Origin of the sequence: Halomonas sp. AOP22-C1-8 (assembly GCF_052378905.1) — a bacterium.
Taxonomy (GTDB): Bacteria; Pseudomonadota; Gammaproteobacteria; order Pseudomonadales; family Halomonadaceae; genus Vreelandella; species Vreelandella citrativorans.
This window is the reverse complement of the sequence record NZ_JBQSYD010000017.1, coordinates 37584-64550: the sequence shown is the minus strand read 5'-3', so window position 1 is coordinate 64550 and position 26967 is coordinate 37584. Positions and strand designations below refer to the sequence as shown.

At 50.7% G+C, this 26967-nt stretch carries 28 protein-coding genes; 25 read left to right on the top strand and 3 right to left on the bottom strand.

Going from position 1 to position 26967, the window contains the following annotated elements; genetic code table 11:
- Position 1: 1 nt before the first annotated feature.
- The 19 genes from ACT3TY_RS10895 (at position 2) to ACT3TY_RS10805 (ending at position 20705) form a co-directional block, all read left to right on the top strand.
- Positions 2 to 979 (top strand): sugar-binding transcriptional regulator, encoded by a 978-nt coding sequence (locus ACT3TY_RS10895; RefSeq protein ID WP_193054757.1) that lies wholly within the window; start codon positions 2 to 4, stop codon positions 977 to 979.
- Between the two features lie 427 nt (positions 980 to 1406).
- Positions 1407 to 2513, top strand: coding sequence for an MDR/zinc-dependent alcohol dehydrogenase-like family protein (locus ACT3TY_RS10890; RefSeq protein ID WP_441678856.1), 1107 nt, complete (start codon positions 1407 to 1409; stop codon positions 2511 to 2513).
- A gap of 46 nt (positions 2514 to 2559) precedes the next feature.
- Positions 2560 to 3204: a DUF2291 family protein gene (locus ACT3TY_RS10885; protein ID WP_441678858.1), complete on the top strand. Its 645-nt coding sequence runs from the start codon at positions 2560 to 2562 to the stop codon at positions 3202 to 3204.
- 9 nt (positions 3205 to 3213) lie between these two features.
- A complete protein-coding gene (locus ACT3TY_RS10880) occupies positions 3214 to 4764 on the top strand; it encodes a sugar ABC transporter ATP-binding protein (protein WP_442353398.1) in 1551 nt (516 codons plus the stop codon).
- A 25-nt stretch (positions 4765 to 4789) separates the two neighbouring features.
- Positions 4790 to 5887, top strand: coding sequence for an ABC transporter permease (locus ACT3TY_RS10875; RefSeq protein ID WP_441678862.1), 1098 nt, complete (start codon positions 4790 to 4792; stop codon positions 5885 to 5887).
- A gap of 74 nt (positions 5888 to 5961) precedes the next feature.
- Complete coding sequence (locus tag ACT3TY_RS10870) at positions 5962 to 6918, top strand: D-ribose ABC transporter substrate-binding protein (protein WP_087106432.1); 957 nt, start codon at positions 5962 to 5964, stop codon at positions 6916 to 6918.
- Between the two features lie 70 nt (positions 6919 to 6988).
- Positions 6989 to 7891 (top strand): ribokinase, encoded by a 903-nt coding sequence (locus tag ACT3TY_RS10865; RefSeq protein WP_192528515.1) that lies wholly within the window; start codon positions 6989 to 6991, stop codon positions 7889 to 7891.
- Between the two features lie 511 nt (positions 7892 to 8402).
- Positions 8403 to 9275: a transketolase gene (locus tag ACT3TY_RS10860; RefSeq protein ID WP_087106427.1), complete on the top strand. Its 873-nt coding sequence runs from the start codon at positions 8403 to 8405 to the stop codon at positions 9273 to 9275.
- Position 9276: 1 nt separating this feature from the next.
- A complete protein-coding gene (locus tag ACT3TY_RS10855; RefSeq protein ID WP_441678865.1) occupies positions 9277 to 10284 on the top strand; it encodes a transketolase family protein in 1008 nt (335 codons plus the stop codon).
- Positions 10285 to 10344: 60 nt separating this feature from the next.
- Positions 10345 to 11325: a TRAP transporter substrate-binding protein gene (locus ACT3TY_RS10850; RefSeq protein ID WP_444628182.1), complete on the top strand. Its 981-nt coding sequence runs from the start codon at positions 10345 to 10347 to the stop codon at positions 11323 to 11325.
- Between the two features lie 19 nt (positions 11326 to 11344).
- Positions 11345 to 11908, top strand: a complete 564-nt coding sequence (locus ACT3TY_RS10845) for a TRAP transporter small permease (protein ID WP_087106420.1) — start codon at positions 11345 to 11347, stop codon at positions 11906 to 11908.
- Entirely contained in the window at positions 11905 to 13164 is a 1260-nt protein-coding gene (locus ACT3TY_RS10840; RefSeq protein WP_444628179.1) for a TRAP transporter large permease, read from the top strand. The genes ACT3TY_RS10845 and ACT3TY_RS10840 overlap by 4 nt, the downstream gene beginning before the upstream one ends.
- Before the next feature lie 8 nt (positions 13165 to 13172).
- A complete protein-coding gene (locus tag ACT3TY_RS10835; RefSeq protein ID WP_444628178.1) occupies positions 13173 to 14078 on the top strand; it encodes an NAD(P)-dependent oxidoreductase in 906 nt (301 codons plus the stop codon).
- Positions 14079 to 14086: 8 nt separating this feature from the next.
- Positions 14087 to 14926: a sugar phosphate isomerase/epimerase family protein gene (locus ACT3TY_RS10830; protein ID WP_444628177.1), complete on the top strand. Its 840-nt coding sequence runs from the start codon at positions 14087 to 14089 to the stop codon at positions 14924 to 14926.
- A 15-nt stretch (positions 14927 to 14941) separates the two neighbouring features.
- Positions 14942 to 15694 carry an SDR family NAD(P)-dependent oxidoreductase gene (locus ACT3TY_RS10825; RefSeq protein WP_444628176.1) on the top strand — a complete coding sequence of 251 codons (753 nt, stop codon included), beginning with the start codon at positions 14942 to 14944 and terminating at the stop codon, positions 15692 to 15694.
- A 59-nt stretch (positions 15695 to 15753) separates the two neighbouring features.
- Positions 15754 to 16473: a FadR/GntR family transcriptional regulator gene (locus ACT3TY_RS10820; RefSeq protein WP_087106411.1), complete on the top strand. Its 720-nt coding sequence runs from the start codon at positions 15754 to 15756 to the stop codon at positions 16471 to 16473.
- 225 nt (positions 16474 to 16698) lie between these two features.
- On the top strand, positions 16699 to 17754 hold the full coding sequence (locus tag ACT3TY_RS10815; RefSeq protein ID WP_444628175.1) for an AbrB family transcriptional regulator: 1056 nt from the start codon (positions 16699 to 16701) through the stop codon (positions 17752 to 17754).
- Between the two features lie 18 nt (positions 17755 to 17772).
- Entirely contained in the window at positions 17773 to 19641 is a 1869-nt protein-coding gene (locus ACT3TY_RS10810) for an ABC transporter ATP-binding protein (protein WP_444628174.1), read from the top strand.
- Between the two features lie 56 nt (positions 19642 to 19697).
- Positions 19698 to 20705: a zinc-dependent alcohol dehydrogenase family protein gene (locus ACT3TY_RS10805; RefSeq protein ID WP_444628173.1), complete on the top strand. Its 1008-nt coding sequence runs from the start codon at positions 19698 to 19700 to the stop codon at positions 20703 to 20705.
- Between the two features lie 62 nt (positions 20706 to 20767).
- Here the strand turns inward: ACT3TY_RS10805 and ACT3TY_RS10800 are convergent, their stop codons facing one another.
- Positions 20768 to 21034, bottom strand: a complete 267-nt coding sequence (locus ACT3TY_RS10800) for a hypothetical protein (RefSeq protein ID WP_172117262.1) — start codon at positions 21032 to 21034, stop codon at positions 20768 to 20770.
- A 163-nt stretch (positions 21035 to 21197) separates the two neighbouring features.
- Between ACT3TY_RS10800 and ACT3TY_RS10795 the strand changes: the two genes are divergently transcribed.
- Positions 21198 to 21506 carry a hypothetical protein gene (locus tag ACT3TY_RS10795; RefSeq protein WP_444622547.1) on the top strand — a complete coding sequence of 103 codons (309 nt, stop codon included), beginning with the start codon at positions 21198 to 21200 and terminating at the stop codon, positions 21504 to 21506.
- Here ACT3TY_RS10795 and ACT3TY_RS10790 read toward each other — a convergent pair.
- Positions 21442 to 22173 (bottom strand): YebC/PmpR family DNA-binding transcriptional regulator, encoded by a 732-nt coding sequence (locus tag ACT3TY_RS10790; protein ID WP_444622548.1) that lies wholly within the window; start codon positions 22171 to 22173, stop codon positions 21442 to 21444. The two genes, ACT3TY_RS10795 and ACT3TY_RS10790, sit on opposite strands and share 65 nt — an antisense overlap.
- 200 nt (positions 22174 to 22373) lie before the next feature.
- On the opposite strand from ACT3TY_RS10790, the gene ACT3TY_RS10785 reads away from it, so the two are divergent.
- Positions 22374 to 22997, top strand: a complete 624-nt coding sequence (locus ACT3TY_RS10785; RefSeq protein ID WP_444622549.1) for a LysE family translocator — start codon at positions 22374 to 22376, stop codon at positions 22995 to 22997.
- Positions 22998 to 23099: 102 nt separating this feature from the next.
- Complete coding sequence (locus ACT3TY_RS10780) at positions 23100 to 23585, top strand: glutathione peroxidase (RefSeq protein WP_444622550.1); 486 nt, start codon at positions 23100 to 23102, stop codon at positions 23583 to 23585.
- A 38-nt stretch (positions 23586 to 23623) separates the two neighbouring features.
- Here ACT3TY_RS10780 and ACT3TY_RS10775 read toward each other — a convergent pair whose 3' ends face one another.
- Positions 23624 to 24007, bottom strand: a complete 384-nt coding sequence (locus ACT3TY_RS10775) for a DUF7079 family protein (protein ID WP_444622551.1) — start codon at positions 24005 to 24007, stop codon at positions 23624 to 23626.
- Between the two features lie 157 nt (positions 24008 to 24164).
- Here ACT3TY_RS10775 and fabV point away from each other — a divergent pair, with 157 nt between their 5' ends.
- The 3 genes from fabV (at position 24165) to ACT3TY_RS10760 (ending at position 26888) form a co-directional block, all read left to right on the top strand.
- Positions 24165 to 25373: an enoyl-ACP reductase FabV gene (fabV, locus tag ACT3TY_RS10770; protein ID WP_444628172.1), complete on the top strand. Its 1209-nt coding sequence runs from the start codon at positions 24165 to 24167 to the stop codon at positions 25371 to 25373.
- A gap of 378 nt (positions 25374 to 25751) precedes the next feature.
- Entirely contained in the window at positions 25752 to 26315 is a 564-nt protein-coding gene (locus ACT3TY_RS10765) for a PRC-barrel domain-containing protein (protein WP_444628170.1), read from the top strand.
- A 225-nt stretch (positions 26316 to 26540) separates the two neighbouring features.
- Positions 26541 to 26888 carry a hypothetical protein gene (locus tag ACT3TY_RS10760; RefSeq protein ID WP_444628168.1) on the top strand — a complete coding sequence of 116 codons (348 nt, stop codon included), beginning with the start codon at positions 26541 to 26543 and terminating at the stop codon, positions 26886 to 26888.
- The last annotated feature ends 79 nt before the right edge of the window (positions 26889 to 26967 follow it).

The following is a 26967-nucleotide window of genomic DNA, read 5'->3' as shown; positions in this document are numbered from 1 at the left end:
AATGAATAGTCAAGATACTGCTGACATTGACTTAATGACAGAGATTTCGACTCTCTACTATGTACAGGGGGAGACCCAAGAAGCGATCGCTAATCGGCTTGGTCATTCACGAGTACGAATAGGACGTCTGCTTAAAAAGGCACAAGCAGAGGGAATTGTTGATGTTCGAGTACGAGTGCATCCCGCTGTTAGCATTGAAATTGAGCAAGAGCTTAAGCGACGTTTTGGCCTCAAGCGGGCGCTAATTGCCCTGGATAACGCGGACCCAGATGCGCAGCGTTCAGGTGTGGCTAGCCTGGTGGCAGATCACTTATCGCGTAGCTTGATTGATGGCCAGATTGTCGCCGTTGGTATGGGGCGTAATGTAGCCGCCGTGGCAGATAACGTTTTTCAGGCAGAGGTATTAAAGGTTTCTTTTGTCTGTGCAATTGGCGGATCGCTGCGTGCAGGTGAGCATATGAACCCTGATCATATTTGTCGACGCTTGGCGAGCCGGTTTGGCGGCGATAGTGAGACACTTTACGCTCCTGCCTTGGTACAAAACGGCGATGTAAGGGACGCATTGTATGAAAATTCCACTGTTCGCCAGACGCTGGACCGTGCGCGACGCGCCGATACCGCTTTAATTGGCGTGGGCGACGTAAGTGAAGATAGCAATATGGTACGCATGGGATGGTTTTCTGCCCAAGAGATAGCCGAAGCGCGCCTGTCTGGGACGGTGGGGGATATGATGGGTTATGACTTTATCGATATCCACGGTCAGCCTTCTGATACACGCATGCAGGGGCGTGTAGTAGGCCTTAATATTCAGGACCTTACGCGAATTCCCGATGTTATTGCTATCGCTAGTGAGAATACCAAAGCTGTGGGTATTTTGGGTGCGCTTCGCACAGGCGTGATTGATACATTAGCGACCAGCGTCACTAATGCTCATACTATTCTGCGCCTTGATGAAGCGACTCAGCGCAATGTGACATAAGCAGATGCCTATCTATTGGCTTTTTGGCTGGCCTGAACGCCCAATTTATTCAGTTGCTTGGCAGCTTTGGTTATCTGCTTAATCCCTTTTTCAGTCACTTCTTTGTTTATCACTTTGTCCATGGCATATGCATTTTGGTATGCCAAGGATGTCATGTGTTAAGCAATGCATTTAATAACCCTATGATCATATGATCGAGGGTTGTTTACGTATTGCTTATATAGGGAGATTTTATGCCTTATAGGGTTTTTATTTTTTATTGTTAATAATCAATTTGTTATGGGCTTAGTCTAAAGTATGAGCATGAAAAGTTACAATATAAATTGACTCGACTATCCTTAAAGTACTTAACTCATATGTACACGGTGATATCTTTTGTAATGTACGAAAGGTTGTAAACCATAATAAGAGACATTAGGAGTGAGCAATGCGTAATGCCGATAACTACAAGCACGCTGAATTACCACTAACCATGCAAGCTGTCGTGGCCTATGCTCCAGGTGATTATCGCCTTGAGGAGGTTGCTGTTCCAGAGGCGAAAGAGGGAGAAGTGGTGATTAAGGTCGAAGCATGCGGCATCTGCGCAGGTGACCTCAAGGCATACGAAGGCGCACCCAGCTTTTGGGGAGATGATACTCAGCCCGCTTATATAAAGGCTCCTATGATTCCTGGGCATGAATTTATAGGTCATGTAATGGCATTGGGTGAAGGCGTTAAACACTTGGAAATTGGTGATCGCGTTATATCTGAGCAAATTGTGCCCTGCTGGGAATGCAGATTCTGTAACCGGGGTCAGTATTGGATGTGTGAAAAGCATGATGTCTATGGGTTTCAGAACAATGTAAATGGTGGTATGGCTGAATACATGGTCTTCCCCAAAGAAGCCATTAACCATAAGCTCCCCGATGAAATCCCGATGGAAAAAGCGGTTCTCATTGAGCCCTATGCTTGCTCACTGCATGCCGTTAAACGTGCACAGGTTGAGCTGGGTGATGTAGTGGTTCTCTCCGGTGCCGGTACGCTTGGACTAGGAATGATCGGCGCGATTAAAAAATCCGGCCCTTCAAAACTAGTGGTCCTGGATCTCAATAATAAACGACTAGAGCTGGCCAAAGAGTTTGGGGCGGATATCGTTCTGAATCCAGCTGAGGTTAATGTTGTCGACTATGTAAAAAGTATTACAGAGGGATACGGCTGCGATATTTATATTGAGGCTACCGGAGCAGTTAAGTCGGTAGAGCAGGGACTTTATATGATTCGTAAACTTGGGCGGTTTATTGAATTTAGTGTTTTTAAAGAACCTGTTACTGTTGATTGGAGTATTATTAGTGACCGTAAAGAGCTGGATATATTGGGTGCTCATTTAGGCCCCTATTGCTATCCATTGGTTATTGAAGGTATTGGTAATGATGATTTTCCGACGAGTCGTGTAGTAACCCATAAGCTTCCGTTGAATAAGTTTCATGAGGGGCTAGATCTTATGCGTAACGATCCCGATGCATTAAAAGTGGTGTTAATTCCAGACTGGAAGTAAGTCGTGAAAGATTTTTATCATAAGCATAATGATAACTGGAGTGATCATGCCAGCGACATTAAATTCGTTGCCCGCTAACAAGCGTATAAAGGTTTATGTGGCAGGTGTTTGTGCCATAGCGCTTATTGCACTAATGGCATTTGATACCAAAGTTTTAAGCCTTGCTGAGCTTGAAGGTGAAGTGGGTTTTTCACCAGAAAACTTTGCACAACAAAGTTTTCCTGAGATCAAAGAGTACATTGAAACCAATGCGGTAGAAGCAAACGTGTTGGCCCCAGAGGCTCTTGAGAGTGCCGGTGCGTCAGGCGAGAAATACGGTGTTCCATCAGGTATTGGTCATGTTATACCGGTGACACTAACAGGCGTGGTCGTAGACGAAAAGTCAGGCATTTACACCGTTAATGTCGCTGATATGTCCGATGAAATTGTTATCCGGGTGCAAGCCGGATCGGCGATTAATGGCACAACGCTTCGCGATACCACTGGTGATATTCAGTTTAGTGATTTTACCAACCAGATTGAGTATCAAAATGCAGGTGCTGCTTTAAATGAAGAAATGAAGCGTCAGATACTTTCGGAAATGGCAGGGCAGGATTTAACGGGAAAAACATTAGTAATCGCTGGCTCCTTTAACATGATTAATCCAAAGAACTGGCTAATTACTCCGGTGAGCATAGCGATCACTGACTAAGGAGTAGCTATGTATAACAATCAGAAATCGACAGCTAAAACGACTTCACGTGAGGTGATCCTTTCTGCACGTAATGTTGAAAAACGTTTTGGTGCAGTGCAAGCCCTTAAAGAAGTCAATTTCGATATACACCGAGGGCTGGTGACTACGCTTTTTGGCGAAAATGGGGCGGGAAAATCTACACTGATGAAAATTTTGTCTGGCGTCATCCCTCAGACAGCTGGAGATATTGTTCTTGAAGGAAAAAATGTTTGCTTTTCTTCACCATCGGATGCGGAAGCATTAGGTATTACTATCATTCACCAAGAGCTAAGTTTGGCTCCTAATTTGAATGTCCGCGATAACATCTTCATGGGGCGTGAGCTTACTAAAATTAGTGGTAGCGTCGACTATAGCGAAGAGGCACGTCAGGCTGAGTTGTTAATGAAAGAGCTGGATGAGCCCATTCACCCCTTGACGCCGGTCGAAGATCTGCGTGTGGGTCAACAACAGATTGTTGAAATCGCTAGAGCGCTGTCCAAAAAATCCCGCATTCTCATCATGGATGAGCCGACTTCTGCATTAAGCGCGTCGGAGGTTGAGACACTGTTCAAAGTAGTCCGGGATCTCAAAAGCAAGGGTGTATCGATTGTCTATATCTCACACCACTTAGAGGAAGCGCTGCAAATTACAGACCATGCTGTTGTTCTGCGTGATGGCGTTATGACCGCCTATGCCCCGCGCTGCGAAATCGATCTTCAATGGATTGTAAGGCACATGGTGGGTGAGAGTTTTGATCTGGGCTCACCCCCGGAAGGGTATGAGCAAGGAGACATAGCGCTTTCTATTCAGCACCTTTGCGTAAGTGACGATAATGTCGCAGATCGCTATGTGGTGGATGACTTGTCACTTGATGTTCGTGCGGGAGAAATAGTCTGTATTTATGGATTGATGGGGGCAGGAAGAACAGAGCTACTAGAGTGTGTTGCTGGGCGAGTACGGCAGTCGGAAGGGAAAATATTGCTCCAGTCACAAGAAGTATCGCATTACAACATTGCACAGCGAATAGAAAGAGGTTTGGTGCTAGTACCGGAGGACCGCCAACGGGATGGATTGGTGGCAACCATGACAGTCGGGCGTAATTTGTCGCTGGCTAGCATCAATGCATTTACTCGCAAAGGGCTTACTTCATCCAGCTTAGAGGAGGGAATGATTGCTTCAGCCATCAATAAGGTACATATCAAAACAGATGGTGGTGAGGCTGAAATTGGCTCGTTGTCTGGAGGCAATCAGCAGAAAGTTGTTATCGGTAAAATGCTGGCAACCAATCCTGACGTCTTCATGCTTGATGAACCGAGCCGAGGTATTGATATTGGCGCGAAAGCAGAGGTCTTCAAGCTGCTCAGTGAAGGGGCACGCGAGGGCTTGGCAGTCGTTTTTACAACATCTGAAGTAAGCGAGTGCTTAAGCATACCGCATAGGGTTGTAGTGATGAGCAAGGGGCGAATCTCTGCTGAATTCGGACCTGGCGTATCAAAGGAAGAAATTATGGCCGCTTCAGGCGAATCAGTTGCCGCGTGAGTATTCAATCGGATAGGTGTTTAACATGTCTCATTACAACAACGGATCACAAGGCAAAAAGGGCAGCATTGATATCATCAAGATATTATTGGAAGGTAGGGCCTTTTTTGCATTGATCGCGATTATTATCGTCTTTTCTATTCTCTCGCCTGTTTATTTCTCGACGGGCAATTTTTTGACGATGTCCTCGCACGTAGCCGTTTTCGGTTTGCTAGGTATAGGAATGCTGTTTGTCATCCTAACAGGCGGTATAGATTTGTCGGTAGGCTCTACGTTGGCGCTGTGCGGAGTATTTGCCGGCATGCTGCTAGAAGGGGTTGAGATTGAGGCGCTTAATTTAGCGTTCTTTCCCTCCGTGTGGGTTGTTGTAGTGCTTACGTGTTTACTAGGTGGGTTGGTCGGAAGTATTAACGGTGTTCTGGTTGCCTATTTTAAAGTGCCTGCTTTTGTTGCCACCTTGGGCATGTTGTATGTTGCCCGCGGCGCAGCATTGTTATTGACTGATGGCCTGACTTTTAATCGCTTGAGTGGCGATCCTGCATTAGGTAATACGGGATTCGAGTGGCTTGGTTTTAACAAATTATTGGGGATTCCTGTGGGAGTTCTGATCCTCTTTTTTGTGGCTATTGTATGCATGCTGGCGTTAAGTCGCACACCGTTTGGGCGCTGGATCTACTCAACGGGTGGTAATGCACGGGCGGCAGAGTTATCGGGTGTGCCTGTTAATAGAGTGAAGCTCTCTGTTTACATTATTTCCGGTGTATGTGCTGCCTTGGCTGGGATTGTTCTTGCCTCTCAATTAACGTCAGCAGGACCCACCGCCGGAACAACCTATGAATTAACGGCAATCGCTGCAGTCGTTATAGGGGGTGCTTCACTAATGGGTGGGCGCGGCTCAGTAAGAAATACTCTGCTGGGTGCATTTGTAATTGGCTTCCTGGCAGATGGCCTGGTAATCATTGGGGTTTCTGCCTACTGGCAAATGGTGTTTACAGGAAGTGTTATTGTTTTTGCCGTCATGCTTAATAACATTCAGTACAGTGCCAAAAATAAGTCTTCTAAAAAGTTAGAGAAAAAACAAATTGATTCAAAAGATAAAAATTCTGAAGCAACAGCCGCTTAGCGTGGTTTTGCTTAGAAGTATGGCCTGCTAAGGGCTACGCAGAAGCTCTAATAATCATAACTATGAGGTGATGTATGTTTCCAAAAAGTAAAAAGCTAGCTCTAACAGCGCTTGCCAGCATGTCAATGCTAGTAAGTGGCTCTATTGTGGCTCAGGATAAAGGGTTAATATCTATTATTGTGAATGATATGTCTAACCCCTACTGGCAAACAGAAGGAGCAATTGCTGAGCGCACCGCACAAGAATTAGGGTACACAGCAAATGTCAGTTCACATGTAGGTGATACTAATACGGAAAGCAATCAGGTGGATACGGCTATTACCAATGGGGCTGAGGCTATAATTTTGGATCCTGCTAATGCAGATGGCTCCATTGGCGCTGTCCGTAGGGCTGTCGACGCAGGAATTCCTGTATTTATAATTAATGCTGAAATAAATCAGCAAGGATTAGCTAAGGCGCAGCTAGTTTCAAACAATGCTCAAGGGGCTGCACTAGGAGCACAAGAATGGGCAATGCAGTTGAACGGGGAAGGGACCTATATAGAATTAGAAGGTCCGCCTTCAGATAATAATGCCGCAACCCGCTCTAATGGGTATGAGACTGTCTTGAGCCAGTACCCTGATCTAACCCAGGTAGCCTCTGATATTGCTAATTGGGATCGTACCCAAGGGCGTAATAAGATGCAGAGTATGCTGCGTTCTCACCCAGATATTAGTGGTGTCATCAGCGGTAACGATGAAATGGCGCTAGGGGCTATTGTGGCTCTCAAACAAGAGGGCCTGCTGGACGGTGTGTTAGTTGGTGGGTTCGATGGTTCTCCTGATGCCGTTGATGCAGTTCGTTCTGGTGAGTTGGCTTATACAGTCTTGCAGCCAGTAGCTGTCTTTGCAGAAGATGCCGTTAGAATTGCTGATAATTATATTAATACAGGTGAAACTGGCCTGGATAATGAAAAGCAACTTTATGACTGTATCCTTATTACACCAGATAATGTTGATGACTATATCGCGCCCTTCGTGCTAGAAGGATAAGTGGTCAGAAAGCGATCTAAAGGCCAGTCAGTTTGATACTGGCTGGCCTTTTTAATAAAGAGAAGAGTTGATGATTTATAATTATGGTTCGATTAATATCGATTATATCTATCACGTTCCATATTTTGTTCGTCCCGGAGAAACACAAAGGTGCGACGGGCACAGTGTTGGATTAGGCGGTAAGGGCGCAAATCAATCGCTGTCAATAGCATGCGCTAACGGTTTGGTAAGCCATTGGGGGAGAGTGTCTTCAAAAGATGCTTGGGCGGTTGAAGAGCTAAAAAGGGCGGGAGTGAATGTATGTGATATAGAGCTAACCCAGCAGCCTAGTGGACATGCTGTTGTTCAGATTGATGAGCAAGGGGAGAACTCTATAATTTTGTTTCCTGGTGTTAATCACGGAGCTGAAAAAGAGCGATTGGCATTTTTGCTATCTAAAGTGAAGTCGGGAGATACGTTGCTTGTTCAAAACGAGTGTGATGGACTTGGCTATATTATTCCGCTTGCAGTTAGCCATGGTTGTAACGTTATATTTAATCCCGCACCCATGACCGCAGATGTATCAGAATTACCCCTGGATCAATGCAAGTTGCTTTTTTTTAATCGCACTGAAGCCGCTTCTTTATTAGAAATACCGATAGAGTCGAGTGCATCAGACTTGCTCCGAAAGTTAAGAAATAAACTGGGCAGTGCCGAGATAGTACTGACCTTGGGAAGCGAGGGTGCATGGTACTTATATAATAGTGAAACTTATTTTCAAGCTGCTTTACCGGTGAGAGCTATTGATACCACAGCGGCGGGTGATACCTTTGTGGGCTATTTTCTCGCAGCTCGCCAGGCGGGCGCTGAGCCATTTGAGTGCCTCAAAAGAGCAACGGCAGCCGCCGCGTTAGCCGTTCAATACCGGGGCGCTGCCAGCAGTATCCCAAAGGCAGAAGAGGTCGATCGGCTGATGCGACAAGAAGGGATGTAAAGTGCTTTTTTAATATTTTAATGGCTAAGGTTTATCCGCCCTGTGCACGCGTAGGGATGCGGTTGTTACGTGTATTGGTGACTAACATTCATTGGATGCGATGATATCTCGCTCGTTGGCTTTTTATTTTTTCGCTGATCTTCCGGCCTTTTTCTTCCTCTCAGTATTTCCACATCATGGGTTTGAGGGTGTGTTTATCTCGTACATGCTCAGAACTTGAGAGCACCCTGGCTTTCTCTCTCTCTTTCGCTATTGGTTGACCATTTTTCCATAGTTTTATTTATATTGTCTGCGGTTGTTGATACGGCATTGATTTTGCGTGCCTGCCTTATATAACTAAGCGATATTTTTCATTCAGCTGGTTGTTTTTATTATATTTTTTCATTTTTTTAATTATTTTAATTTTCTATATTTATTAAAGTTAATGTAATTTACCATAGACTAAAGTTCTGTTTCGAGGAATATAAATTGCCTATATCTTCAATTGGTCAACCAATTGGAGGTGACTTGCATGAGTCAAACAGCTACCGCATCGAAGGCCAGCACCGTAGAGGCGCTTCGGAAGCGGGCCTACAATATTCGCCGTCACGCCCTACGTATGGGCGAGGTGCAAGGTCAGGGCTATGTGGGTCAAGCTCTGGGAATCGCCGATGTACTGGCCGTTTCCTACTTCCACGCTTTAAAAATCGATCCTAAAAATCCCGAGTGGGAAGAGCGGGATCGCTTTCTGCTGTCCATTGGCCACTATGCCATCGCTCTTTATGCCGCTCTGATTGAGGCAGGCGTTATCAGCGAAGACGAAATCGAAGACTACGGCAGCGATGACAGCATCCTGCCCATGTCCGGTATGGCTGCTTATACCCCGGGCATGGAAATCACCGGCGGTTCCTTGGGGCACGGTTTAGGTATCGGTGTTGGCATGGCGCTTGGTCTTAAGCGCAAACAGAGCACTTCACGGATTTTCAATCTGTTATCCGATGGCGAGTTGAACGAAGGCTCCACTTGGGAAGCGGTAGCCTCAGCGGCGCACTGGAAGCTGGATAACCTGATTGCCATCGTTGATGTTAACGACCAGCAAGCCGACGACAAGTCTTCAATGGTGCTTAATTACGAGCCCATCGCAGATAAGTGGACGGCGTTTGGCTGGGAAACCTACCGCGTTGATGGCAACGATCTTGAAGCCGTACTTGAAGCCTTCGATAACGCCTTGGCAAGTAACTCCGACAAGCCCCGCGTGATCATTTGCGACACCTTGATGGGCCGCGGCGTGCCTTTTTTGGAAAAACGGGATAAGAACCACTTTATTCGTGTGGATGAAAACGAATGGAGCGTGGCGCTCAAAGAGCTTGATGACGTTTACGGTATCCAGTCAGGGGAGAAATAAGATGAGCGCCAAGAAGAAGCTTAAAACATCGGCCATGATCGCCTCCATTGCGGGGGAAGACCAGCCGACTACCTCGGCGCCGTTTGGCCACGCGCTGGTCGAGGCCGCCGATAAAAACGACAAGATCGTCGGTATGACCGCGGACTTGGGAAAGTACACCGACCTGCATATTTTCGCCAAGGCCTACCCGGATCGTTATTACCAGATGGGTATGGCCGAGCAGCTTTTGATGATGGCCGGTGCCGGTATGGCTCGCGAAGGCTTCATTCCCTTCGTGACCACCTATAGCGTATTCGCCTCGCGCCGCGCCTATGATTTTATCTGCCTGGCGATTGCCGAAGAGAATCTTAACGTCAAGATCGTCGGCGGCTTGCCTGGCCTGACCACCGGCTACGGCCCGAGCCACCAAGCCACCGAAGATGTTGCCATCTTTCGCGGCATGCCGAACCTGACGATCGTCGACCCGTGTGATGCGGTCGATATCGAGCAGTCCGTTCAGGCGATGGTTGATTTTAACGGCCCGGTATATCTGCGCCTGCTGCGGGGCAAGGTGCCGCGCGTGCTGGACCGCTTCGAAGGTTACAAGTTCGAAATTGGCAAGGCCAAGCAACTGATCGACGGTAAAGACGCCCTGATTATCTCCTCAGGCCTGATGACTATGCGGGCTATCGAGGCTTCCGACGAGCTCAAGGAGAAAGGCAAAGAGGTGGGCGTGCTGCACTGTGCCACCATCAAGCCGCTGGATACCCAGACTATTCTGGAAGAAGTGCGCCGCCACCCGGACCGCCCCGTCTTTGTCGCCGAGAACCACTCGGTAGTAGGCGGCTTGGGTGAAAGCGTGGCCTCGCTTCTAATGAAAGAGGGTGTGGCCGTCAAGTTCTACCAGATCGGCCTGCCGGATGAGTTTTTAGATGCCGGTGCGTTGCCCACCCTACATGACCGCTACGGTATTTCTACCAAGGAGGTAGTCAAAACCATTGAGCAACATGTTGCTGTAAACGTTAATTGATTCAGAAGCTTAATACGCTAGTTACAACTTACAACAAATAATCGAATTGAGAGAAACGTCATGAAAAAAACTGTACTTGCTACTGCCATCGCCGGCGCTGTTTTATTTGCAGGCAGTGCCACCGCCCAACAGACCCTTCAACTAACGCACAATGCGGCAGAGGGAAACCCCAAGTGGGAGGCATCCGAGCTTTTTGCCGAATTGGTTGAGGAAAAAACCGCTGGTGAGTTGAGAGTTGATGTTGGCGGTAACGCCCAGTACGGCGACGACATGGAAGCCTTGACGCTCATGCGTATGGGTACCCTAGCGTTCAGTACCAATAGCCAAGGCGCAACCTCCAGCGTAGTGCCCCAGTTCTCTGTGCTGGGTCTACCCTTTCTCTTCGACTCGCTTCCCGCCGCTTGGGAGGTCATGGATGGAGAAGTGGGTGAGGAGCTGAAACGCTTGGCCGAAGAGCAGAACTTGGTACTGCTCGGGCTGTGGGATAATGGAATTCGTCACGTTAGCAATAACGTGCGGCCAATCGAGACGCCAGCCGACCTGCAAGGCCTCAAAATTCGTACGCCGCCGGATGAAATGACGGTGGATATTTTTGAGGCATTGGGTGCCAACCCTACCCCCATGAATTTCTCCGAGCTTTACATCGCGCTTGAACAGGGAGTGGTAGACGGTCAGGAAAATCCTTTGATGAATACCTACTCGTCAAGGCTCCACGAAGTTCAGGACTATATCTCGCTGACCGGGCACAAGTATGAGTCCACTCCACTGCTCATGAGCAAGATGATGTGGGACATGCTCTCTGCTGAGCAGCAGCAGGCGGTTCAGGAAGCGGCTAACGAGGCAGGTGAATTCAATCGCCAAGCTTCTCTTGAAGCCGATGAACGGCTTCGTGGCTTGATCGAAGACGCCGGAGTGAGCATTAACGAGGTTGATAAGGCGCCTTTTGTCGAAGCGACCTCCTCGGTTTACGATCTGTGGCGGGAAGAATATCCCGAGCTTGTGGACATGGTAGTTAACGCCGCTCAAAACGGGCAGCAGTAACGAACCGGAGGGGCTTTTCATGACGCTCTCAGACGAGAGCCGCAACAGCGAAGCCGGTAAGCCGGTTTCGCTGTTAATCGGCTCGAAGAACTTGATTTATCAAGTATCCAAGTGGTTGGCGATCATTTCGATCGTGACCATTTTCGTGTCTCTGCTCTCTGGGGTGGTAGTTCGCTATCTTTTCTCGACAAACCTTGGCTGGGTGACGGAAATTCCCAACCTGTTCTTTCCTTGGTTAACCATGGGCGCCATCGTGGCGGCTGCGGCCAGAAACGAACATATCGGGATTGAGCTGGTGGTGGAGAAGCTACCAAGGCTACCCCGAAAAGTGGTGACACTCACTGTGAATGTGATCGCGCTGGTTGCTTTCAGCACTATGGCTTATCACGGCTTGAATGTGGTGGAGATTGCAGGCGGACAGCGTTTTCCCATTACTCGTCTTGGCATGTCTTGGGCGTATTGGTCGGTAGTTGCTGGGTTTGCAGGGCTCGCGCTTGTCTCGCTGATCAATAGTGCATTGGTTCTGGTGGGCGGTGAGGAGCAGTCAGGCCCGCAGGTATCGCACGGGGAGGAAGGAATATGACAGTTCAAATGCTAGTGGCGTTTGTTCTCTTCTTGCTGATGGCAATGCCCGTGGGGTATTCGCTAGTCATTAGCGGTTGGGCGGCATTGTCGGTCTTCGGGCCTATGCCTTCCAGCATGGCGTTGATGAAGATTTTTCAACCAACGCAGAGCTTCCCACTTCTGGCGATTCCTTTCTTTATTCTTTCCGGTAGTCTGATGATGTCGGGCAAGTTGGGTCAGAAGCTGGTCGGTCTAGCGTCAATGCTGGTGGGCAAGTATCACGGCGGGCTGGGGCAGGTAAGCGTGGTGGGCTCGACGGTGTTCGGGGGCGTATCCGGCTCGTCGGTGGCGGAAGCCTCGGCACTGGGTTCGATGCTCATTCCGTGGCAGAAAAGGGAAGGCTATCCTGGAGCATTTGGAGCCGCGGTCACATCGGCTTCCTCGGTCATTGCTGGTCTGATGCCGCCCTCAATTCCGCTGATTTTGTTTGCCACGGTATCCAACAGTTCCATTGCCTCGCTGTTTATCGCCGCCGTTATTCCCGCCCTGATGCTGGCGGCCGGTATGATGCTGGCCTGTTACTTTGTGGGCAAGCGCCGCGGGTTTCCTCGTCTTAAACTCAAGCACACGCGCGCCGAGATGCGCAGCACGCTGTTCACCGCGCTGCCTGCGCTGCTGATGCCGGTGTTTATCGTGGTACTGCTAAGAGCCGGTATTGCCACGCCCACTGAGGTCAGCATCATCGCCGTGGCCTACGCACTGATGGTCAGCGGTATCATCTATCGCGATTTGACCGGCGAGCGGGTTATGGCGGCGCTGGTCAATACGGTCATCACCACGGGCATCGTGATGCTGATCATCGCAGCGGCCAATATCATCGCCTATATCTTGACCTCGGGTGGTGTGCCGCAAGCAGTTGCCCAGTGGGCCGTTGAGTATCTGAAACACCCGCTTCTGATAATCCTGGCGATCAACCTGCTGCTGCTTTTGATCGGCATGTTCCTGGACTTGCCTGCAGCCATCCTGCTCTTGGGTCCCACACTTGTCTCCATTGCCAACGCTATTGGGCTGGATCTGGTGCAACTGGGCATCATGATGTGCGTGAACCTGAGTATTGGTCTGTTTACGCCGCCTATTGGCACAACACTGTTCGTCTCGGCGGCGATCGCCCGCGAGCGTATCGGAGCGGTAGTAAAGGAGCTCGCACCTTTCTATCTGGTAGCCATTATCGTGCTGCTGCTTGTTTCTTACGTACCGGCACTGATCATCTACTGAGGTTTGATATGCATAACATAGCTTTTGCTGGGCTTGGCGCTATGGGTCGACCCATGGCGACGTGCTTGAAAAACGCAGGCTTCAACGTGCTGGGTATTGACGCGTTTGAGCAGGTTGAAACAACCTTCAACGATCAGGCCACTTCGAGCGACGCAAAGCATCGTTATCTCGCCGATTGTGATGCACTTTTTATCATGGTGGTGAACGCCGAACAGGTGCGCGCCGTGTTGTTTGGCAACAACGCAGGTGACGGCACCACTTCAAGCGTCGTGTCGTCGCTAAAAGAAGGTGCCTGTATCGTGCAGATGTCGACGATTGCGCCAAGCGACGCCGCTGGTATCGCCAGCGAAGTGGCAGCGGTTCGACCGGGGCTTCATTACATCGATGCGCCGGTCTCCGGCGGGGTCGTAGGCGCCCAAGCCGGTGAACTGACTATCATGGCCGCCGGTAGCGAGGAGGCCCTTGGCCGTTGTTCGAAAGCGTTCGAGGTGATGGGAAAGGCGGTGTTCGTCGCCGGGCCCACGGCGGGCCAGGGTGCGGCCATGAAAGCCGTTAACCAGTTGCTGTGCGGCGTGCATATCGCCGCGGCCGCCGAGGCGCTGTCGCTTGCTGAAAAGAGCGGAATCGAGTCATCGGTCATGCTTTCGATGGTGCAGGGCTCGGCCGCTTCGAGCTGGATGCTGGGCGACCGCGGCCCACGCATGATTGCCGAACCCGGCGAGGTCACCAGCGTCGTCGATATCTTCTGTAAGGACATGGGCATTGTCTGCGACTCCGCCAAGGTCGCCAAAGCGTTCACGCCGCTGGCGGAGACCGCCCGGCAGATGTTCGTGGCAAGCTCCGAGCGGGGGGAGGGCAAGCTTGATGATAGCCAGGTCATCCGCACCTACCGCCTGCTCAACGGCAAGGGATGAGGCGACCTATGGCAATGAGTTTTATATCCGTCAGTACCGCTGCCTACGATGGGTATGGGTTCGATGTGATCTTGCCTTCGCTTGCGCGGTGCGGGGTGAAAAATATTGAGTTCGCTTTTATCGATGGCTACGTAGAGGCGTTTACTGATAGCGACTTTACCGAGTCATTTGCCAACGATTTGAAAAGCGAGATGCGCCGCTATGGCCAGCAGTGTCGTTACTTCTCAGGCCATATTGATCTGGGGCTTGAAAACGCTGCTGCCAGGCTTGAGGCGCGCTGCCGTTTTGCGGCTTCGCTAGGCGCAGGTTTTGTCATTACCAACGCGGCCACGAGTGAGCATGAGAGCGCGTTCTTTAAGCAGGCCGATACACTGGCCGCCATTGCGCGTGAGTACGGCGTGCGTATTTTGCTTGAAAACCCCGGTAACGGGGCGCCCAACGTGTTCGATAGCTCAGCGGATGCGTCGGCGTTACTTGAACGGTTGGGTGATGAGGCCTTTGGCATTAACTACGACATGGGCAATTTGCTTTCCCACTGCCTAAATAAGAACGCCCTTGGTGATGCTTTGGCGGCCATGTCTATCGCCGATCACTTTCATCTCAAGCCCTGTGCTCGACGTAGCGATGGGTTCGATTTTGTTCCGTTCGGCGAAGGTGATACGGATGATAAAGCGCTCGCTGCTTCGCTGCTTGACCAAGGTAAGCCGTTCTCGCTGGAACTTCCATTTCGACTGCATCGCGATGCTGGCGCTCAGCCGTGGCGCGATGAACAACCACTGCCGCTCGATAGGATCGAGTCGCAAATTTTACGCTCCCTTGAGGAGTTGGCTTTACTGACCCAACATTAATAAAAGGAAAACGTCATGCTGCTTAAAGGTAAAGTATGTATCGTGACTGGCGCTGCCGGTGAAAAAGGTATTGGTCTTAGAACGGCGCGTCTCTTCTACGAGCACGGTGCTTCCATTGTTATTTCCGACATCAATGAGGCAGACTGCGAGAAAGTACGCAGCGAGTTTGACGCTGACCGCTCGATGGTCGTAACAGGTAACGTGGTAAGCCGTGATGACTGCTTCAGTCTGGCGAAAGCCGTGATGGAAAAGTTTGGTAGAATTGATGTGCTGGTCAATAACGCAGGCATCACTCAGCCGGTTAAGTTTGAAGAGATTACGCCAGAAGATTACGACCGTATTTTAGACGTTAACCTGCGTGGCATGATGTATATGTCGCAAGCTGTCGTGCCGCACATGAAACAGGGCGGAGCTGGGTCTATCATTAATACATCTTCGGTTTCTGCACAACGCGGCGGTGGTATCTTCGGTGGCCCACATTATAGTGCGGCCAAGGCCGGTATGCTGGGGCTTGGAAAAGCCATGGCGCGCGAGCTCGGTGCATCCGGTATTCGTGTTAACTCCGTAACGCCTGGCTTGATTGCCACCGACATTACTGCTGGCAAACTTGATGATCAAATGAAAGCAAAAATCCTGGAAGGTATTCCGCTCGCCCGCTTGGGTGGACCCGACGATGTTGCCAATGCTTTCCTTTTCCTGGCAAGTGATCTCTCAAGCTACATGACAGGGACTACTCTGGATGTGAACGGCGGTATGCACATTCACTGACTATGATAAGCTACCCTTATACTTAAAATACGGTATAGGGGTAGCACTTGGATGACGCTATGAGCCAAATGGATCCGAATCTTTTGGATAGGCTTAAGGAGTTTGTTTCTGTCTCCGAACTTTCCAAGGATGGCCGGTTAAAGCTCCCTCCAGAAAGAGCGCTCTGCGAGCACTTTGATATGCACCGCTCATCGGTACGAAATGTACTTTCAGTATTGCATAGCCTTGGGTTCATTGAGCGCAAGCAGGGCAGTGGCACCTTTCTCAAAATGCCGGAGCCGGTGTTTATTCAGCTCTACTTTGAGCTGGCGCTAAAACTTAATTATATCTCTGTTGATCATCTTGAAACTGCCCGGGAAATGTTTGAAAAAGAGATTGTCCAGGCAGCCGCGGTCAACCATCAGGCTCATGAGCTAGAGCAGCTTGAAAGGCTCTGCAGCAAGATCGTTAATTCCACCGATGTACTTGAAGGTATTCAGGCGGATTACGAGTTTCATGAGCTGTTGGCGATTATGGCCAAAAATCCCGCTGTGTTGATTATTTTTCAAGGACTGTCATCGGTGCTTAAAAAAGTACTTCATCAGCGCAGGGTTCTTGCCAGGCAGTCAAAGGGCGCACAAAAGAAAACCAACGAGACGCATATCGCGCTTGTTGATGCTGTTAAAACCCGTGATCGCGAGTTGGCACGCCAAGCTATGCACGACCACTTTGAGACCTGGAATCAGCAGACATTACGCTCCTTCCCTCAAAAGAAAGCGCCTGCTTTTTCGATAGAGTAAGCGCTTATATTCCAAGGCAGCGGAGCTATTTTGATAGCCAGCGTAGCGTTGCTGCCTGCCTGATACACGTCAGTCTTCACCGCGTTAGCGCTGGCAATCCTGCAAGCAGCGTCGGCTTCCTTGCTATTGGTGTCCTTGTATAGCCTGGTCAGTGATAAACTATCGTTATATTTAGCGGGTTAATAAATTAACCCGCTAGCGCAGATTTCGGTAGCGAGGGCTGGTGTGAAAGGTGTTGTAAGTACAAGAAGTGCAAAAGGGCTGTTAACGTCGCTCATCGTTGGCGCGCTAGGCGGCACGATTTTCCAACTTACCGGTTTACCGCTTGCCTGGATGCTTGGCCCTCTGGTTGCCAATTTGCTGGTTTCCTCTCGGGGCGTTAACGTTGTAGTGCCGGAGCGACTGCGTAATGTTTTTCTCGCTGTTATGGGGTTGGTGTTAGGCAGCCAGGTAACACCGGAACTCGCTCAGCGGGTGGTCGATTGGCCAATATCAGCCGTGCTGTTGTTAGCGGGTATTAGCGCCTCTACGGTGGCGGCCTCGGCCTGGTATCGGCGCTGTGGGTTTGATTCCGTCAGCGCCTGGTTTGCCGCCGCTCCTGGCGCCATGACGGCGATGATTATCCTGGGCGACAAATGTGGCGGTGACCCTCAGCGTATTGCTATTGCCCAGTCGCTTCGCGTGATTTTGGTGATTTTAGTGTTACCTCCTCTTTTTTGGGCCTACGAGGGCGGGGAGGGTGGCATGGCGTTGCGGGCAAATGAGTTTGAACATGCCTGGATGCTATTGCTTATCCCTCTGCTACTGCCGCTCGGGCGCTGGCTACGCTTTCCTACCCCCGCCTTATTGGTACCGTTGCTTACCGCTGCACTGCTTTCAGGGTTTGATATTGCAAGTCTTCGGTTGCCTGATTGGGGGATGAACCTGATGCTTTGGGTATTGGGCAGCGCAATCGGTTCTCGCTTTAAAGGCATGACGCGACGGTTATGGGGACGCTATTTATGGCAGTCAGGCATTGCCACGCTGTTGGCGCTTATGGTGTTGGCCCTGTTTGCTGAGTTGATTCATCAGTTTGTGGGCGTTGGCCGTGATGTAGCCCTGCTGGCGCTGGCACCCGGCGGGGTTGGCGAGATGGCCATTTTGGCGGTGGCGCTTAATATTGATCCGGTATTTGTCGCATTTCACCACCTTCTTCGCATGGTGACGTTGATGGTCTTTGCGCCATTTTGGGCTCGCTGGCTTTTACGGCATCAGGCATCTAACCCTACTAATGATCGATAAGTAACGTAAGGAACGTTCATGTTTTCTCGTATGCTGCAGCCGCTATTTCGTTACTTTGAAACGCGCGTAGATCCTTACCCCATGGAGGATGTTCAAACACCGCCTAAAGGCCTATTGCCCTTCATCAAGCACTTCTCGCGCCCGGTATTGCCGTTGCTGATTGCCATGACGCTGTTTACTGCGCTGGTGTCATCCGCGGAGGTGCTTTTCTTTAACTACATGGGGCAACTGATTGATTGGCTGGGCAATGTAGAGCGTGAAGGCTTTTGGGCTGCGAATGGGCTTTGGTTGACCGGGGTCGGTGTGTTGATGCTTGTGGGGCTGCCGCTGTTGGTGCTGGCTCAATCGTTGATTACTCATCAAAGCATCTTCGGTAATTATCCGATGATTGGCCGTTGGCTCTCGCATCGTCATATGCTTAACCAAAGCCTGGCTTTTTATCAGGACGAGTTTGCCGGGCGGGTATCCCAAAAAGTGATGCAAACCGCCCTAGCGATCCGCGAAACGGTCACCAAGGTGATGGGCCTTTTGGTCTATGCCATTGTGTATTTTACCGGTGCGGCGATTTTGTTGGGGCGGGCCGATTTGTGGCTATTGCTCCCTTTGGGGCTTTGGCTTGTTGGGTATCTGGCCATCATGCGCTTTTTTGTTCCTCGGCTGCGTGATGTGTCCATGGCGCAGGCCGATGCCCGCGCGCAGATGACCGGGCGCGTGGTCGACAGCTACAGCAATATTCAAACCATAAAGCTATTTGCGGATACCGAGCGTGAGCAACGCTATGCACGTGATGCCATGGAAGGGTTCATGGAAACCGTGCACCGGCAGATGCGTTTGGTCACCATTATGAGTGTCAGCCTAACGCTGCTAAATACCGCGCTGCTGGTAGGCACGGCAGGTATGGCGATTAGCACCTGGTATTACGACGCCATTTCGCTAGGCGTATTAACCATCGCGATTGCGCTGGTGATGCGCATTCGCTTTATGTCTGACTGGATTTTATGGGAAGTGGCGGGCTTGTTTGAAAATATTGGTACGGTACAGGATGGCATGAACACTATTGCCCGCGAACCGACCATCAGTGATGTACCCAATGCGCCCGCCCTCCATGTACCAGCGGGTAAAATTCATTTTGACGCGCTGCGCTTTGGCTACGAGCAAGCCAAAGGGGAAAGCCGAACTGTGTTTGATGGGTTGAACCTGACAATCGCCCCCGGTGAGAAAATTGGCCTGATTGGTCGTTCAGGCGCCGGTAAATCGACCCTCGCTAACCTACTGCTGCGTTTTTATGATGTTCAGGGCGGGCGCATTCTTATCGATGAGCAGGACATTGCTCAGGTCACGCAAACCTCGTTGCGTCACCAGATTGGCATGGTGACCCAGGATACCTCGCTTTTGCACCGTTCACTGCGCGATAACATTCGCTACGGCACCCCACAGGCAGATGATGAAGCGGTATGGGCCGCCGTATGCCGTGCCCATGCGGATGCGTTCATTAACGACCTGGTGGACCCTCAGGGGCGCCGTGGGTTAGACGCACATGTGGGCGAGCGCGGCGTTAAGCTGTCGGGCGGCCAGCGCCAACGTATTGCCATCGCGCGCGTACTATTGAAAAACGCGCCTATTTTGGTATTGGATGAAGCCACGTCGGCGCTGGACTCTGAAGTGGAAGCCGCCATTCAAGAGCAGTTGGATACGTTAATGGAAGGTAAAACGGTTATTGCTATTGCCCATCGTCTCTCTACCATTGCAATGCTTGATCGACTGATCGTGGTCGAGCAGGGGCGTATTGTAGAAAGCGGCACGCATACCGAATTGCTCGCTCAAGACGGCATTTATGCGGGGCTATGGAAGCGCCAGTCGGGCGGCTTTCTTGGGGTCGATATGTGATGTTTCTGATCCTCTGCTAACGTGTTCCAGATGACAGCTAAACTAGGAGATCGACAATGCAAGTGGTAACGCTACAGGCCCCAGGCGGGCTGGATAAACTTAATGTGCAGGATGCCACGGCACCTGGCGCACCTGCAGCGGGTGAGATTCGCGTACGCATTCATGCAAGCTCGCTGAATTTTCATGACTACGGCGTCGTGGCGGGCATAATGCCGACCGCTGACGGCCGTATTCCCATGTCGGATGGGGCGGGTATTGTTGAAGAGGTCGGTGAGGGAGTATCCGAGTTTTCAGTGGGTGATCGCGTGGTATCGACGTTCTTCCCCTACTGGTTGGAAGGCCCTGCACGCATTGCGGATTTTACGACGACGCCTGGTGATGGTGTTGATGGCTACGCCTGTGAACAGGTAGTTCGCCCAGCACAGTGGTTTACCCATCAGCCGAAGGGGTATAGCCATGCTGAGTCAGCAACGCTCACTACCGCAGGGTTAACGGCATGGCGTGCACTTGTGGTGGATGGCGGCTTGAAAGCAGGTGATACGGTTTTGGTGCTGGGCTCTGGCGGTGTATCCATATTTGCGTTGCAGTTTGCACGCATGATGGGCGCCCACGTTATCGCGACGTCATCTTCCAACGCGAAATGCGAGCGGTTACGTGAATTGGGCGCTACCCATACGATTAACTACAAGGAAACCCCTGAATGGGGCAAGCAGGTTAATGAACTGACGGATGGTCAAGGCGTTGATCATATTGTCGAAGTAGGCGGACCTGGCACGCTACCGCAATCTATCGAAGCGATCAAAATTGGTGGGCATATCTCATTGATTGGTGTGCTGACAGGCCGCCAGGGCGACATTCCAACTGCGAAGCTAATGGCGAAGCAGGCGCGTTTGCAGGGCCTGATTGTGGGCAGTCGTCGCCATCAGATAGAGATGATCAAGGCTATTGAGGCTAACGATATGCGCCCCGTTATTGATCGGGAGTTTGCATTAGCCGAGATTGCGGAGGCTTTTCGCTACCAGGAGGCAGGCAAGCATCTAGGAAAAATTTGTTTAACGTTCTAAAAGCGTTGACGTGTGATCTTTACCAGCACTGCCCACAAGGGGGTGCTGGTAGAGCAAGGTGATTATTCTGCTAAACGGCTATACACGACGCCCTTGATTTCAAGCTCCCAGATATGCTCATAAGGCACGGTGATGCTATCCACCTCATCAGGATCATCGTGACTTTTGTGTAGCTGCTGTTCGGGAATGACCGTTGCATCCATTTTGCGGGCGAGCTGAATGCGCGCACTAAACCGGTTGCCAGCCTGGTCGATAAGAACGCGCTCTCCCGACATGCATTTTTCAAGCTTGGCGTAGAGCTCTGCCTCGCTAACATGAACAATACTCATGGTCGCCTCCTGCGTAACATGAAATGGTTGCGGATAATGGTTATCTCTGAAGATGTCATTTTAGTCGATAAGTTCGAATAGCTCCGCAGAGATTTATCCTCAAGATACTAACCTTGTTCTTGTGTAATGTATTGACCGTAAACCTCAGAGCGTTCGTTGTTTGATGGCGCCTACTTATCAAGCGTCTGTCCATACAGAGCGACAGCGTTTGGCGGTGTACTGCCGAGGCAGTGAGGTGTGGCAGCAGTTTTTGTTTATTACCGACCTAACCGTGCAGGGGAAGCAGGTGCTGAGCGATGCCGGTATTAACCCCGCGCTGTTGTCACAGAATGCTGCGCTGGGTGGTCATGCGGTATTGGCCGCCAGCAATACGCTGACGGCCACTTTAAACGTACCGAGCGTGCTATTTACGCTGTCTCTTCGGGTAGCTTTGCGCTATGAAAGACGTTTTGTACATCGTCCAGATCGGTGAGCATGCCCACAAATTTTTCAAATAGCGCCACGTCATCGCCTTCGAGCGGCGTGGTGTTTTGCGGCAGAAACTGAATCTCATCAATTTCAAAATCGAGCTCACCGAACGCATTCAGCAGGGCTTGCTTGGCTTTAGCATATTCGGTGTGTGGCGCATAAACCGTAATACGCGCTTCTTCCTGCTCAATGTCGGTCACATCAACATCGGCTTCCATTAGTGCTTCAAGCACCGCCTCTTCTTCCTGGCCGACAAACGCAAAAATCGCGCAGTGATCGAACATGTGGCTAACGCTGCCGGGGGTGCCAATCTTGCTTTTCGTTTTGGTAAAGCAACCGCGTACATCGCCAAAGGTGCGGTTAGGGTTATCGGTTAAGCAGTCGACAATCACCATGGCGTTACCGGGGCCAAAGCCTTCGTAGCGTGCTGGAGAGAAGTCTTCGCCACCTGCGCCGCTGGCCTTGTCTAGCGCTTTATCAATAACGTGCGAGGGAACCTGGTCTCTTTTCGCACGCTCTATTAAACCGCGCAGGGCAAGGTTACCGTTCGGGTCGGAGCCGCCTGCTTTTGCAACAACGTAAATTTCACGCCCGTATTTGCTGTAAACCTTGGTTTTTGCGTCGGCCGTTTTAGCCATCGATTCTTTACGGTTTTGAAACGCCCTACCCATATCGGAGTCCTTTATTAGCCGTGCCACGCCTGTCTTGACAGCAGGCGTCATTTTCATCGAAAAAGGGGCAAATTTTACCCAACAGAGTACCATGCTAACAGCGTTATTTAAGCGAGACGACGTTATACAGCAAGCAACTCAGCCGGTAACGGCATTGGCGCATGTAGACGATGATTCATTAATAAGTAAAAAGAGGAAAAATGCCGTTCTCACTCTGGTTGTCACTCGCGGCTATCTGCGCCATGGGGGCGATGTCGCCCGGGCCCAGCCTCGCTCTGGTTTTAAAACACACGTTGGGCGGTGGGCGGTGGCCAGGCATTACCGCTGCTTTATTTCATGCGGCTGGCGTCGGATTTTATGCGCTTTTGACCGTCTGGGGGCTGGGCGCGTTAGTGACTCGTTCGCCTGACGTTTTTCAACTGGTTACCTGGGCGGGCGCCGCCTATTTAGCCTGGTTAGGCATCAAGGCGTTACGGGCTGGTAGGGCGGGGGCAATGAGTCAACAGGGGGCGGTAACCACTCGCCGTCAGGCGGCCAAAGAGGGGATGCTAGTAGCGCTGGGTAATCCCAAGCTGATTATCTTTTTTGTGGCGTTGCTGAGCCAGTTTGTTACTCCTGATATGAGTAGTATGGCAAAGATGATCGTCGTACTAACCGCTATGCTTATTGATGGTGGTTGGTACGTGCTGGTGGCGGTCGGCTTGTCGCATTCGCGGGTACTGCCTTGGTTGCAGCGCCATGCGCACTGGGTCAATCGATTAACCGGCGTGCTATTGATTGCGCTGGCGCTGCGCGTTGCCATGGGGCCAATTACCCTGGGTTAATAGGCCGTTGTGCTTGGCAATAATCGATATAAGGCGCTGGTGCCATCCCTGTAGCCGTGGCAAGGTAGTGTTTATATCGCCTGGAAGGTGTAAGGCTTAATAATGACGATTTACGATCAAGACTGTTACACCCACCAAGGGCAGCCGTTTAATTTACGCGCGCTGCGTGGGCAAGTGCTGTTGGTAGTTAATGTGGCCAGCCAATGTGGATTTACGCCGCAATTAAAAGAGCTTGAGGCGTTATACCAGCGCTATCGTGACCGCGGCTTCACCGTGCTGGGGTTTCCCTGCAACCAGTTTGGCCGTCAGTCGCCGGAAAGTGCTGAGGCATTTTGTACTTTTGGTGAGCAAACGTACGGGATAAGCTTCCCATTGATGGAAAAAGTCAGTGTTAATGGCAGCCACGCACACCCGCTATTTGTCATGCTGAAACAACAGGCGCCCGGGGTCTTGGGCACTCAAGTCATTAAGTGGAATTTTACCAAGTTTCTGGTTGGACGCGATGGCAGGGTCATTGCCCGTTTTGGCCCGCGAGACCATGGGCAACCCTTACGCTTGGCATTGGAAGCGGCGCTGGATCGTGAATAGGTCGTTGGCCATCAACGAGTCAGAGTGCTGACGGCGGCTTAATGCTCTCCACGGGCAACCTTAACGCGGTTCATAAGCTCGACCCAGCGGTGGCGTACCATCATGGTGGTTAGCCCGGAAAAAAGCGCCCAGCCTTTGCGCCGCCACCCCTTTAAGCGCAGGTTATGACTCACCAGCTGTTGCATCAGCTTATGGTCATCAAACTTTCGCCATTCGCTGGCAATCGAAAGTTGATGGCGTGACATCACCGGGGCTAGCTCCAGGCGAAACATCCACTCAAGCTCCATCAGCGGCATGTCGTGCTGGTTAATGACCTCGACCATGCTGGCGTAATCCCGTTCGCTGGGTTCGCGGTCTAGCCATAAGGGGGCCAAGGCAAGCCAAAGGTCGCCGCGCTCGTCGACTAGTTGCTGTGCGTTCATGATGGCCTCGCAGGCATTTAAAAGAAGGGGCACTATCCTGCCGTGAAAGGCAAATAAGCTCAAGAGCGGACAGCGCCCGCTTGGCAAGCTAAAATAGCCGCCATGCTTACAGCATTGTCATGCTGATAATGAAACCAATCCGATAGTGAGGTTCGATGTGATTATTAAACCCAAAGTACGCGGCTTTATCTGCACGACTACTCACCCTAAAGGCTGCGAGCAAAACGTGCTTGAGCAGATTGAAGCAACCCGCGCGCGTGGTTTGGATAAAAGCGCCGGCCCCAAAAAAGTGTTGGTGATCGGGGCTTCCAGCGGTTACGGCTTGGCTGCTCGGATTACCGCTGCCTTTGGTTACGGTGCCGATACGCTGGGCGTGTTTTTTGAAAAGCCCAGCAGTGACACCAAAACCGGTACGGCGGGTTGGTACAATAGCGCAGCGTTTGACAAGTTTGCCAAGCAGGAAGGTCTTTACAGCAAGTCGATCAATGGCGACGCCTTCTCTAACGAAGCGCGTGAAAAAGCCATTGAGCTGATCAAGCAAGATATGGGCGAAATCGACCTGGTGGTGTACTCACTGGCATCGCCTGTGCGCAAGCTGCCGGATAGCGGTGAACTCAAGCGCTCAAGCCTAAAGCCGATCGGTGAGACCTACCGCGCCACGGCCATTGATACCAATAAAGACCGGATTATCGAGGCAGAAGTGGAGCCTGCCACCCAGCAGGAAATCGACGATACCATCACCGTGATGGGTGGCGAAGATTGGGAGCTGTGGATGGACGCGCTGGATCAAGCGGGTGTGCTGGCCAAAGGCGCACGTAGCGTGGCGTTTAGCTATATCGGTACGGAAATTACCTGGCCGATTTACTGGCACGGCGCCTTGGGTAAAGCCAAGGAAGACCTGGACCGTGCGGCCACGGCGATTGATGACAAGCTTAAAACTAGCGGCGGCGGCGCTAATGTCGCGGTACTCAAATCTGTTGTTACCCAGGCCAGTGCAGCTATTCCGGTGATGCCGCTGTATATCGCCATGGTGTATCGCATCATGAAGGAGCAGGGCGTACACGAAGGCACCATCGATCAGCTCAATCGACTCTTCGGCGAACGGCTTTATGCAGCAGAGCAGAGCGGTGATATGGCCACGGATGATAAAGGCCGTCTGCGTCTGGATGATTGGGAGCTGCGCGACGATATCCAACAGGCTTGCCAGGATCTGTGGCCGGAAGTGACTACCGAGAATCTGTTTGATATCACTGATTACGCTGGCTATAAGCATGAATTCTTAAAACTGTTCGGCTTTGAGCGTGATGATGTCGATTACGACGCCGACGTGAACCCTAATGTTGAGTTCGATGTGATTAATTTATAAACCGTTAAATCGGTAAGCGACTCACTTACCGATTTAACGAATTGCCGGGCCTTTGTGCCCGGCAATTTGCGTTTGACGCGTAAAGTCCGTTAGCAGCAGGCATAAAATCAATCACTGTTAAATGTTTACTGCTGGATACGCAAGTCCTCTGGTTCAGCGCCTGATGACACTCAGGATTACGATGCGTCTGACCCCAACGCAGGCAAAGGCGTTTCGTAACAGAGTCGTTTCAGCTGCGGGCCAGAAGATGCCATGAACAGACGATGTCATGGAACTGATTTGATAAACAGGCAGCGATTACCCCGCAACTGGCGGGTATTGGTGATTTTCAATTTGGTCAACTAACTTGTAAGAGTGTGGCACTCAAGGAGAGACAGCATGAAACGGACTACATTAGCTATTGCAATTGCAGCCCTTTGCACTGGAATGTCCAGTGGCGTGTTTGCTGAGGATAACCAGCAAGAGAATGGTCAATCAGAAGGTGCGCTGGAACAACAGGAAGAGGCGGTCGATGAGCAGGACGACGCTCAGGATGAGCAGCCCGCCGCTATGACAGGCGGCAACGCGGCGTCTTCTTCGGATGTTGACCAGGAGGAGAGTGATGATCCGAACGACCTGATGTCTCGCCAAATAAGTGATATCGAAGGCATGACAGTGGTCAACATGCAGGATGAAGAAATTGGCGGTATTGACCGGATCGTTGAGCATAAAGAGTCTGGCGAACTGTATGCGGTTATTTCCATTGGTGGCGTATGGGGAATCGGTGCCGATGAAGTGGCGCTGCCATTAGATGAAATTGAGATGAAGGACGACCAACTGGTTACCAACACCACCTACGGTAGTGAAGAGATAGAAGCGACGGCAGAACAGTATGACGAAGACAATTTCAGCCAGATAGATAGCAGTATGACCGTAACGCAGGCCCAGCAGCACCCTAATTAAGATACTGTCATGAGAATGGCCATCTAATGCCTGAAAGGCCATAACACTTTGTTCATGAGTTCGCCTTGCCTTGTATAATGAGGCAAGGCGTTTTTTTGGTCGTTAAACGATTATTAAGATCGTTATTAACTTTCATACAAGTTTTAAGAAAGATGGTTTTTTATTGTTACTTTTTTCCTCCGTTGACTAACGTTTGAAGAGTAACTCATCCAGGGAGGACATCATATGAACCGGACAATAGTAGCCATTGCTATCGGTGCTATCTTTACGAGCATTTCAACAGCCGTGTTGGCCAATGAAAATGATGCATCACAGAGCGAGGGTCAGATGACCCAGCAGCAGGACAGCTCAACAGCCGGACAGCAGCAAAGTACGGACACTCCCCGTAATCAGGAACAGGGTGATGCCGAGCGTGAAACCGGCACTCAAGGGCCTCAGCAGAGCTCTGAAAGCGACGACCTGGATATGCCTGACCAGGCCGATATAGACAGCGACGATACGCAGAATGAACAAGGTGGTAACCGCTTGGAAGTTTTGAAAGATGAGGATGCCGACCAGACCACGGTTGAATAGTATAAAACCTCACCATTGTTTCTTGACGAGTTTTACTAAGTAAGCGGTGATAATATACGTGTTAATTTTTATTATAATT